This is a genomic window from Anaerotruncus sp. G3(2012) (assembly GCF_000403395.2).
Lineage (GTDB): Bacteria > Bacillota > Clostridia > Oscillospirales > Ruminococcaceae > Anaerotruncus.
Window position 1 is genome coordinate 24,229 of record NZ_KE159677.1, and the last position, 10,109, is coordinate 34,337.

A 10,109-nucleotide genomic window follows, 5' to 3' on the forward strand; every position below is an offset into this window, starting at 1 on the left:
TTCACAATTTAAAGTGTTACTTAATTTTTTTCAAAAAATTGTGGGGGCGAAGGGCAATATGGCAGCGTAAGTTTGGCTCCAGACCAAACTTACAGGCGCAAAGCGCTTTCCTCGGGGCTTCTTGGGTCTACGGCCCGGACTGCAAGCCTCAGCGAGCGTTTCGAGGCCAACCGCCACAGGCGGCTCTTAGGCCGAGATCGCGGCTGCCGCCGCGACGCCCCTGCGGGCTGTCTTGCGGGCTAGGGGTCAGCGACCCCTCCCCGCAGGCCCCACCCCGGCAAGCGGGGCGGTTCGATCCGTTTCCGTTTGCCGCAAGACATGGCCCTCTACAGAAAAGAACTCCCTCCGGGTCATGCGGACTCGGAGGGAGTTTCGGATCAATCTGGTTTTTCGATTGTGCATCCTTCAATCGCTTGAAAACGGTGAAAAGGCCGTTTTCAAGCCTGCGGTGCCAAGCATCGCAGAAGGCCGCTTTTCATGGCCCCGATTCGGATTGCATCGTCAGCGGCCAACAGCATCTTTCCGCGGATTTTGCGGATATCTGCCTGCCATTTCAATAAGGTGTGATCCTTTTGAAAAGGTAAGGCGCGCTGACCGTCAAAAGAGAGGAAAAGTTAGTGGCTACAGTCGGTTGCATTGCTGCCGGATTTCTTCGCCTGCGAGCTTTTCTGGGAATAAGCGTTGCGGCCGGTGTTGTTCGAAACCGAGTTGGAAGTGGTGTTGCCGTACGCATTGTTCGTGGTATTGGATGCGCTGTTCTGCGCCTTGTTGGTGGCCTTGTTGTTTGCCTTGTTCTGAGCCATTTTGTTCACCTCTTTTCTTTCAGGAATACATTCTTAATCACTTGAAAAAAATCCGGTTTTTTTCAAGCGGACGGGCGGTGCCCGTCGTAGGCTGTGCAGTTTGGACAACAACCGATTTTCACGGCTCCCGTCGGCATTATACCGCCGGCTTCCGGAAGAATGGCTGTGAAGTTGTCCGCTTATAGTATGAAACCGGGCGGACAGATTATACAGAGCCGCCGCAGAGGAAATTTTTGAATCTGTATCGGAAATTTGTAAAATAGATATTCTCCCGCACAGGGGAATGTGGTATAATAACCATAATATTGGGGCCGTTGCTCGGAGGCTGCTCCATTCACCAAAAAATATAATTTCAGGTGTATTTTGCTTATTGGGTTTTTTAACAGTTTTTCCAGACTGTTTTTAGGGCTTGTTTGAAAATAGAGAAATAGACGGATGGTTCGCAAAAAGTGAGCGGCTGCAAGGAAAAAAGCACAGGAATACTTGCTGTATTCCGCGCATTTTTGACGCGGCAGCTGCCGCTTTTTGTAGAAAAAGACGACTATTTCGATTTTTCAAACAGCCCCTAATCCCCGTCAAAGCTAATTTACAACGATAGCATCCTAAAAAATGGAGGGATTCAGATGTTAACCACTTCCCTGAACCTTGCGCCGAAATACGACTATCTCGCAGAAAAATTCCAGAAGGCATATGCTTTCCTGCGTCGCGACGATCTCGCCCAGCTGGAGACCGGCAGCCATCCGATCGACGGGGAGGATGTGGTCGCAAATGTGCAGCGATACACCACTATGCCCAAAGAGCAGGCCCGTTTTGAGAGCCATGACCGCTTCTTTGACATCCAGTTTATGGTTGAAGGGGAAGAACTGTTCGGCTACGTCCCGCGCGATCTGGTATCGAGCGAACCTTACGATGCACAAAACGACATGACCTTCCACGCCGAGCCGGAAAACCCGCTGGCCGCCAGCTATATCCTGCTGAAAAAGGGTGACCTTGCGATCGTCCCGCCCGAGGATGCCCACAAACCCCGCTGTGCCGCAGGGGAGCCGAAACCGGTTGTCAAGATTGTAGTAAAGGTCCGGGTGTGAACAGACGATGGTAAAAGGCGTTTTATTCGACATGGATGGCCTGATGTTCGACACCGAACGGCTCGGACAGGCAGGCTGGCAGCAGGCGGGAAAAGAGCTTGGTTTCCCGATCACTGAGGCATTTGTGAGCCGGATTCGCGGCCGCAATGAAACTGACGGCAAGGCGGTTGCTGCGGAGATTTTCGGTCCTTCGTTCGATTTTCCAAAGGCGCGTGCAATCCGGTTCGCCTACGTGGATCGGGTTGTCCGTACCGAAGGGATGCCGCTCAAGCCCGGTCTGCTGCGTCTGCTTGATACCCTGAAACAACGGGGAATCCCCACTGCGCTCGCGACCTCTACCCGCCGTTCCACGGCATTTGACTATCTGAAAATTGCGGGTGTGGAGGACTTTTTTCCGGCAGCGGTCTGCGGGGATGAAGTGGTCCACTCCAAGCCGGAACCGGAAATTTTTCTGAAAGCGGCTGAAAAATTGGGCGCGGAACCGTCCTCATGTATCGTGCTCGAGGACAGCCCCAGCGGGGTGGAAGCCGGGTTCCGCGCAGGCTGCATGACTGTGATGGTCCCCGACCTGACCCCGCCGGACGACCGGCTCCGCACGATGTACCGCGCGTGTGTCAAGACGCTCGAAGAGGTAATCCCGTTTCTTGATATCTGGTAAACCCAGGGGGGTTGTATATCTATCGCAGGGAGCTGCAGAAAGGCTTCCTGCTTCTTGTCCCCCGGGCTTTCCTTTGTGAACGTTCTGTGTTATAATCAAGAATATTTAAGTAGAGATCTCTGGAACGGTCATAAAAGGGAGGGGGCGGGAAATGCTGGCAGCAGGTGCATGGCTTGGAAGCCATGCAGAAGAAAACAAGTTTGAACAGCTTTATCTTGCCTACCGGCAGGTCATGTTTTACGCCGCGAACAGCATCCTGAAAGACCCCGCGATGGCCGAGGATGCGGTTCACCAGGCGTTCATACGGATTCTGAACCATATGGGTAAAATTGGCGAAGTACACTGTCCCCAAACCAGGAGTTTCGTGGTTATTATAGTGAGGAATGTTGCTATCAACCTGTACAACAGCCGGAAAAAACAGCTTGCCCTTTCGCTTGACGAGCTGGCGGAATGGACGCCGGATGAAGCGGCGTCTCCGTCGGACGAACTGGAGGCAAAAGAAGGGAGCCTGCATCTTGCACAGCTGATGGCGCGCCTTCCGGATGGCTACCGGAGCGTTCTGCTGCTCAAGTACGACAACGGGTATTCCACTGCTGAGATTGCCTCGATGCTGGGGCTTACGGAGGAGAACGTCAAAAAGCGCTTGCAGCGGGCGCGAAAAAAGCTACAGGAAATTTTGGAGCGCGAGGGGGTGAACCGCATATGATGGATGACGAACTGGAACAGCTGCTGGGGCGCGCGGCCGCGCAGGCGAGGGATCTCTCGTTCGCCCCACTTCCGGACGACAGCCAACTGGATCACCCGTTTTCGGAGCTTTTTGAGAAAAAGATGGAGGTGCTTTGCCGCCAGCAGAAGAAACGTCGTTTCAACTGGACCCGATTCAGCAGGCGTGCGGCTGCATTCGCGGTGGTTTCAATGGTGGGACTTTCGGTTCTCGTGCTCAGTGTGGACGCATGGCGGGAAACCCTGTTCGAGATGGTGGAGAAAAAACACGCCGACTATTCAGAAATCCTGTTCGAATCCAAGGACGGGAGTGGGGTATTGGACAGCCAGTTTGTCCTGACAGAGCATCGCCCGGCCTACCTTCCCGAGGGCTACCAGCTGACCCGCCAGTGGCTGGACGCGAGCAGCAACGATATGGTGTTCACCACTCCGGAGGACAAAATGATCAACTTCCAGCAGGCAGTCAACGCCAAGGAAGGGTTCGCCCGCAGTGTCGGGATCAACACCGAAGGTTCCGAACTGGTCCCGTTTGACCTGAACGGTTATCCGGGACATAAGATGACCAATGGGGACATGCAGTTTGTCCTTTGGAATGATAACTATTACAACTATATGCTGATTACCCAGCTCTCAATGGAGGAGACCATCCAGATTGCGGAGAGCGTAACCATCGCACCGGAGAGCAGCTATCACCCACCCGAGCTGGCAGTCCCTTCCTATACCTTGCAGGAGGATTATTCTGTGAATCAGGCGATGCAGAATGGGGATGTTGTCATCACCGATGGCGGCGTGCAGAATGCCGGGGAGATCAGCAGCCTGTTGGCGGCGATTGATGCGGAAGAGCCATATATTGTCCGAATTACGGATTTTACCGTAACAGTGGAGGAAGCCCGACAGGAGCAGATCGAGAGTTTCCAGCCCGGAGATCCGGTCATCAAGGAACTTTATTTTGATGGACAGCGGATTCATTATACGCTTGATTTTCTGCGCGCCCATTCCTCTTTTGGGCGAAATGGGGCTGCCCTCGAGGTGCGGCAGGACGCGGATGGAACTGTCAGGCTCGTATTGATTGCGCGTACCGGTCAGCAGGTCACTGTTTGCAGCTATAACTAAGAACCTGTATTCATAATCAGGGGATGCCGATTTTGCTGCCCCGCAGGGCGAAAAAATGCAGGCAATGCTTTGGATTGTTCAACGCGGCAGGCCGGCAAAAGGCCCGCTCAGACGGTTCCGAGTGGCTGTGAATACGGCTTCTTTTCAGGTGCGCAGCAGACCTGTCTGTGATTGTGCGGAGCCGGGAACACTAAAAAAACGTCTGATGGGCAGACAAACAGGAAATACTCTAACTCCCCTTGGCTTTGATTTGCAGTCAGAGCCAAGGGGAGTTTTTTTGCAGAAAAACTTGCTAAAGAGATAAAACAGATTCCAGCAGATCAGCCGCACAGGCCACCAGGTGCTGACAAGGCCGCCTGCCGTAGTAAGCATCGGTCCGGGCAGAAGGGGCATTTGGATTCGAATCCTTACCCTCTTCACCCAGCAGCTCCCGGCAAAGGATCGCTCCATTTTTGATGCGGAATGTCTCCACCAGCTGCTGTACCATTGCGTAAGTGCGCTTTTTTTCCTCCTGATCGGTCGGGGACTCGTATCCCCGCAGCGCCGATGCAATCAGTACCATCCCTGAAACTGCGCCGCAGGTTTCCCGCAGCCTTCCGATGCCGCCGCCGAATCCCGAGGCCAGCCGCGCCGCCTGTTCCACCGTCATCCCCAGTTGTTCCGCGTATGCCGCGACAACCGACTGCGCACAGTTATAACCTGATAGAAACAGCCGCTCCGCCCGTTCTCCATAGGTACCCAACGAAATCTCCCCTTTCTTCTGTCCATTCTACCAGATTTATGGTATCATATCCAGAGGAAGGGGGATTTTATATGCAGATTCGCTTGCCGGAATCGGTAAAGCCGCTGATGGGACGGTTGGAAGCCGCTGGATTTGAGGTCTTTTGCGTGGGCGGCTGCGTCCGGGACAGCCTGCTCGGGCGGAAGCCGGACGACTGGGACCTCACAACTTCCGCTCTCCCCCAACAGATGGAAACGGTCTTTGCCGGTTGGCGGGTGCTCGCAACCGGGCGCAGGCATGGAACCATTACGGTTGTTTCAGATAGCCAACCGGTGGAGATCACCACCTTCCGGGTGGATGGCGGTTACCGGGATGGGCGGCATCCGGAACAGGTCACCTTTACCCCGCATCTGGCAGACGACCTTGCGCGGCGGGATTTCACCGTCAATGCGCTCGCCTACTCCCCCCATACCGGGATTGTCGACCGGTTTGACGGGGTGGGTGACCTCCGCCGCAGGGTCATTCGCGCGGTCGGGAACCCGTGTCTCCGGTTTGAGGAGGACGCGCTCCGGATCGTCCGGGCCTTGCGGTTCGCCTCGGTGCTGGGATTCCCGATCGACCCCGCAACTGCCGAAGCCCTACGCAGCCATCGCCAGCTGCTGGAAAAGGTCTCTGCCGAGCGCCTGTTCACCGAGCTTTGCAAACTGGTCTGCGGCGAAACCGCCGACACCGTGATCCAGCAGTTTCCAGAGGTTATCGCGCTGCTTATCGATCATTTTTCCCCCGACGGAATGCGGCTGCATCCGCTGCCCGCCCTGCCTGGCATCCGGCTTGCCATGCTGATGCACGCGTTTTCCCCTGCCCAGGCGGATGCCGTATTGCTCCGCCTGAAAGCGGACCGCGCTGCACGCCGGACGGTCACAGCGCTGCTCTCCCGCCGTGACCAACCACTCCCATCCAGCCGCGCGGGGATACGGCAGCTTGTTTCCGAACTGGGGGTGCAGCCCTTACGCGACCTACTGGCATTTCAGGGGGCGTTGGGACGTGAAACCGGGCCAGCGTGTCACTGGCTGGAACGGATTCTGGCGGATGGGGACTGCTGGAATCTGGGGATGCTGGCTGTAGATGGGCACGACCTGCTGTCGGCTGGAATCCCGGCAGGGCGGGAACTCGGAGAGACTCTGCGGTTCCTACTTATGCAGGTGGTCGAAGGCCGGCTTCCGAATCAGAAATCTGAACTACTGCGGGCAGCCACTGCAAACGATACCCGAGGTGCGCCTTAGAACCTGCTACGCATCTAAAGTTTTACTCAATTTTTTCCAAAAAATTGCGGGGTCGAGGGGCAGTGGGACAGCGTCAGTTTGGTTCCAGACCAAACTGACAGGCGCAAAGCGCCTTCCTCGGGGCTGCTCGGGCTTTCAAGCCCGAAGCGCGGCATACGCCGCGACGCCCCTGCGGGCTGTCTTGCGGGCTAGGGGTCAGCGACCCCTCCCCGCAGGCCCCTCCCTTCCGGGCCGGGTGCCGCTTTTTCCCCAAACTAAGAACCTGTATTCATAATCAGAGGATGCCGGATGGGCGAGGGATTTTGCTGCCCTGCAAGGCGAAAAAACGCAGACAATCCTTTGTGTATTGCAAGATTTTTCAACGCGGCAGGCCGGCAAAAGACCCGCTCAGACGGTATCGAATGGTTGTGAATACGGGTTCTAAGATACAGAACAGGTTCCCAAGCCGTTGTTTTATGCCGGCTGGCCCGGACTATACGCGCCGACTCCGGCTGGCTGCCGCAGCAAAGATGCGTTTCAGCAGCAAACAGGCGGACACTGTCAAAACCAAACTTCCCATCCAGATCGCCAACACCTGCGCCATGACGCTGTGAAACCGTCCTGCCGCATGGTATGCAGCCGCAACCAGAATCGGCAGATGCAGCAGATAAATCTGGTAGGAGCATTTTTCCGAGAACACTGTGAATCCGGAACGCCTGTTCCAGACCGTTTTCCCCAGGACCAGCAGGGCCAGGACAGAAATCCAGCCGGTCAGATTAACCCATACATCACCGTAATAGGAAAACCGGCCGTACAATACGGCTGAAACGGCTGTACCGATCCCCCACAGCCATATCAGCCGGTTTTTATGCTGTTCCAGCTTTTCTGTCACCGTATCATTGCTCAAAAGATAGTAGCCTATCAGGTACAGCGTGAAATACTTCCCGATGCTGAACCCATTGAAATTGCCCAGATGATACATCAGCCAGACCGGGATGAACAGGAGCAGGATTGCCGGCACCGGGATTTTCTGTGCGAATTCCGAGCACTTTTCATACGGTATGGCCTGTAAAACCGGCAGTGCAGCCAACGAGATCAGGAACAAAAACAGGATAAACCAAAGGTGCCCCGGCGTGAATGCGCCATCATAGCCGCTCAAGTCGGTGAGGTGGGTGAAAAACCAGCTCCAGTGCGCCCGGATACCGCCTTCATAATGGTCAAAGTACCTTCTCGCATACCAGGTCTGAAGCGGCGCCAGAACCGTTGTCCCAACGATGAACGGCAGCAGCAGCCTCCGGGTTCTCTGCACCACAAACGCCTTGACCGTCCGCGTTTGCAGCGCATAACGCGCGCTTATCCCCGCCAGAACAAAAAGAAGCGGCATGAGCCATGGGTTGATCAGGACGATGCAGGTGCTTAGGCGTCGGTCCGCTCCCGCCCAGATATAAAACCCTGATCCAAAGTCGTTCCAGACCATAAACGTGTGCACCGGAAACAGCAGCAGAACCGCCATGCCGCGCAGGTTGTCAACGAAGGGTTTTCTCACTGTCCCCTAACCTCCTTGCTAGAGCAGCTCCACCCCGTCGGCGGTAATCCGCGCATAGACCAGCTTATGCGGCGGAGGCGGTGCCTCCCCAAGCTCGTACGCGCCTGACAGGAGCACTTCCGCCTCGGGCAGCTTCTCCGGACACGCGGTATGCATCCACGCAAGCGTCTCCCCTTGCTGTACCCGGTCCCCCACCTTTTTCACCAGCATCAGACCTGCCGATGGGTCGATCGGGTCCTCCTTGCGCTCCCTTCCCGCGCCGAGCACAACCGACGCAATCCCGCATTGCTCGGTTTGGATACGGGTGACCCACCCATCCCGCGCAGCGCGCACCTCCTGTATCACCGGTGCCTTTGGGAACCGTCCGGGATCGTCCAGCACCGAGACATCCCCGCCCTGTGCCATCGCCATCACACGCAGCTTTTCAAATGCGCGTCCGGTGGAAACCGCGTCCCCGGCCAGTTTGCGGCAGGTTTCCAGCGAACCTTTCCCGGCAAGGACAAGCATCTCCGCGGCAAGCAGCAGGCACAATTCGGTCAGATCCGCAGGCCCGTGTCCCTTGAGGACCGCGACCGACTCCGCCACCTCGAGCGCGTTGCCCACTGCATGGCCAAGCGGGGTGTCCATATCGGTGACAAGCGCGGCCATCCTGCGCCCGTTGCGCACCCCGATTCCCACCATCTCCTGCGCCAGCGCGACCGACCCTTCCAGCGTTTTCAGGAAAGCCCCGCTGCCGGTTTTGACGTCGAGCAGGATCGCGTCCGAACCGGCGGCGAGTTTTTTGCTCATGATCGACGAGGCGATCAGCGGCAGGCTTTCGACCGTTGCCGTCACATCCCGCAGGGCATAGATTTTTTTGTCCGCAGGCGCAATATTCCCGCTCTGCCCGATCAGTGCAATCCCGTTTTCCCGTACCATCCGCAGGAATTCTTCCCGCCCGACTGCGGTACGCAGCCCGGGGATCGACTCGAGCTTATCCACTGTCCCGCCGGTATGCCCCAGGCCGCGCCCGCTCATCTTGGCAACCGGCACGCCGCATGCCGCCGCAATCGGCGCACAGACCAGCGTGGTTTTATCCCCCACGCCACCGGTGCTGTGTTTGTCCACCTTGATTCCCGGCACCGATGACAGATCGGCCATCTCCCCCGAACGGGCCATACAGCCGGTCAGCAGGGCGGTTTCCTGCTGATCCATCCCCCGCAGACAAACTGCCATCAGCAGCGCCGATACCTGGTAGTCCGGGATTTCCCCCCGCACATAGCCATCGACAAAAAACCCGATCTCCGGCCCGGTAAGCGCAAGCCCATCCCGTTTTTTCCGGATAAGGTCGTACATACGCATGATGAATCCCCCTTTTTATTCAGTTCAGGCTGTCCCCGCCGAACCCGTGGGGCAGCAGCACGTCCAGACGGTAAACCTGATAGTCGGTTTCGCTTTTGGCAACAACCACTTCAAACGAGGGCTGGCAGAACTCGGAGAGCGCCTGCCGGCAAACCCCGCAGGGAAAACAGAATGCAAACGTCCCTGCCTCCCGTTTGGCTCCCACAATCGCGATCGCCCGGAACCGGCGCACCCCCTCTGCGACCGCGGCATAAAGCGCGGTGCGCTCGGCACAGGAGCCGGGGGTAAACGCCGCATTTTCAACATTGCATCCGCGGTAGACCTTCCCGTTTTCCGCGAGCAGAGCAGCTCCCACCAGAAAATCAGAATAGGGCGCATAGGCATTTTCCCGCGCAGCAAATGCCTCCCGCACCAATGCAGCATAATCCATTCGGTTGCCTCCTTCTTTTTTGAACTGCCGGCCATCTTTCAGGAACCCTTCCGGGTTATGCCCTGCAGGGCGCTTTTGGCGGCTTAGAACCCTATTTAGGCAGGGGGCTTTTTCTCTTGCAAAAAGCCCCCTCTTGCCGCTTCGCGGCAATTCACCCGAAAAACGCGCTTCACAGGATAAAGTATTCCGCGCTCATCTCGCGCTAAGAGCCCGCCTTCGGCGGGTTGCGCTCGAAACGCTTCGCTGCGGCTCGCAGTGCGGAGCGCGTCGGGGGCTCCGCCCCTCGACCCCGCCACCTTTGAAAAGGTGGACGAAACTTTTGGATAAAAAACAGGTAAAAAGCGCACTTTGCCCCATCGGGGTGGGGCCTACGGGGAGGGGGCACCGACCCCTCGCCCGTAAGGCAAACTGAGGGGGCGTCGCGCGA

10 protein-coding genes are annotated in these 10,109 nt (G+C 56.9%); 5 read left to right on the forward strand and 5 right to left on the reverse strand.

Features of this window, described 5'->3' with window-relative positions; genetic code table 11:
- Window positions 1–614: 614 nt before the first annotated feature.
- Window positions 615–803 carry a hypothetical protein gene (locus C814_RS18330; RefSeq protein ID WP_016316911.1) on the reverse strand — a complete coding sequence of 63 codons (189 nt, stop codon included), beginning with the start codon at window positions 801–803 and terminating at the stop codon, window positions 615–617.
- A gap of 623 nt (window positions 804–1,426) precedes the next feature.
- On the opposite strand from C814_RS18330, the gene C814_RS18335 reads away from it, so the two are divergent.
- The 4 genes from C814_RS18335 to C814_RS18350 all read left to right on the forward strand — a co-directional run bounded on the left by C814_RS18335 (window position 1,427) and on the right by C814_RS18350 (window position 4,382).
- Window positions 1,427–1,888 carry a NanQ anomerase/TabA/YiaL family protein gene (locus C814_RS18335; protein ID WP_016316912.1) on the forward strand — a complete coding sequence of 154 codons (462 nt, stop codon included), beginning with the start codon at window positions 1,427–1,429 and terminating at the stop codon, window positions 1,886–1,888.
- 7 nt (window positions 1,889–1,895) lie between these two features.
- Window positions 1,896–2,546: an HAD family hydrolase gene (locus tag C814_RS18340; RefSeq protein WP_022788531.1), complete on the forward strand. Its 651-nt coding sequence runs from the start codon at window positions 1,896–1,898 to the stop codon at window positions 2,544–2,546.
- A 151-nt stretch (window positions 2,547–2,697) separates the two neighbouring features.
- Window positions 2,698–3,252: an RNA polymerase sigma factor gene (locus C814_RS18345; RefSeq protein ID WP_016316914.1), complete on the forward strand. Its 555-nt coding sequence runs from the start codon at window positions 2,698–2,700 to the stop codon at window positions 3,250–3,252.
- The gene (locus tag C814_RS18350) at window positions 3,249–4,382 is read left to right on the forward strand and encodes a DUF4367 domain-containing protein (protein WP_016316915.1); all 1,134 of its coding nucleotides are present in this window, start codon (window positions 3,249–3,251) and stop codon (window positions 4,380–4,382) included. Before C814_RS18345 ends, C814_RS18350 begins: the two co-directional genes overlap by 4 nt.
- A gap of 292 nt (window positions 4,383–4,674) precedes the next feature.
- Here the strand turns inward: C814_RS18350 and C814_RS18355 are convergent, their stop codons facing one another.
- Window positions 4,675–5,124: a C-GCAxxG-C-C family protein gene (locus C814_RS18355; protein ID WP_016316916.1), complete on the reverse strand. Its 450-nt coding sequence runs from the start codon at window positions 5,122–5,124 to the stop codon at window positions 4,675–4,677.
- Window positions 5,125–5,195: 71 nt separating this feature from the next.
- On the opposite strand from C814_RS18355, the gene C814_RS18360 reads away from it, so the two are divergent.
- Window positions 5,196–6,386: a CCA tRNA nucleotidyltransferase gene (locus tag C814_RS18360; RefSeq protein ID WP_016316917.1), complete on the forward strand. Its 1,191-nt coding sequence runs from the start codon at window positions 5,196–5,198 to the stop codon at window positions 6,384–6,386.
- A gap of 472 nt (window positions 6,387–6,858) precedes the next feature.
- On the opposite strand, the gene C814_RS18365 is transcribed toward C814_RS18360, so the two are convergent.
- From C814_RS18365 to cdd, 3 genes are read right to left on the reverse strand one after another with little or no spacing between them, the layout of a single operon-like run.
- Window positions 6,859–7,911: an acyltransferase family protein gene (locus tag C814_RS18365; RefSeq protein ID WP_016316918.1), complete on the reverse strand. Its 1,053-nt coding sequence runs from the start codon at window positions 7,909–7,911 to the stop codon at window positions 6,859–6,861.
- 18 nt (window positions 7,912–7,929) lie between these two features.
- Window positions 7,930–9,252, reverse strand: a complete 1,323-nt coding sequence (locus C814_RS18370) for a thymidine phosphorylase (protein WP_016316919.1) — start codon at window positions 9,250–9,252, stop codon at window positions 7,930–7,932.
- A 19-nt stretch (window positions 9,253–9,271) separates the two neighbouring features.
- Window positions 9,272–9,682, reverse strand: a complete 411-nt coding sequence (gene cdd / locus C814_RS18375; protein ID WP_016316920.1) for a cytidine deaminase — start codon at window positions 9,680–9,682, stop codon at window positions 9,272–9,274.
- Window positions 9,683–10,109 lie beyond the last annotated feature (427 nt).

Coding starts and splice junctions, on each gene's coding strand:
- C814_RS18330 (WP_016316911.1), bottom strand. CDS start 803: ATGGCTCAGAACAAGGCAAACAACAAGGCCACCAACAAGGCGCAGAAC.
- C814_RS18335 (WP_016316912.1), top strand. CDS start 1,427: ATGTTAACCACTTCCCTGAACCTTGCGCCGAAATACGACTATCTCGCA.
- C814_RS18340 (WP_022788531.1), top strand. CDS start 1,896: ATGGTAAAAGGCGTTTTATTCGACATGGATGGCCTGATGTTCGACACC.
- C814_RS18345 (WP_016316914.1), top strand. CDS start 2,698: ATGCTGGCAGCAGGTGCATGGCTTGGAAGCCATGCAGAAGAAAACAAG.
- C814_RS18350 (WP_016316915.1), top strand. CDS start 3,249: ATGATGGATGACGAACTGGAACAGCTGCTGGGGCGCGCGGCCGCGCAG.
- C814_RS18360 (WP_016316917.1), top strand. CDS start 5,196: ATGCAGATTCGCTTGCCGGAATCGGTAAAGCCGCTGATGGGACGGTTG.
- C814_RS18370 (WP_016316919.1), bottom strand. CDS start 9,252: ATGCGTATGTACGACCTTATCCGGAAAAAACGGGATGGGCTTGCGCTT.
- cdd (WP_016316920.1), bottom strand. CDS start 9,682: ATGGATTATGCTGCATTGGTGCGGGAGGCATTTGCTGCGCGGGAAAAT.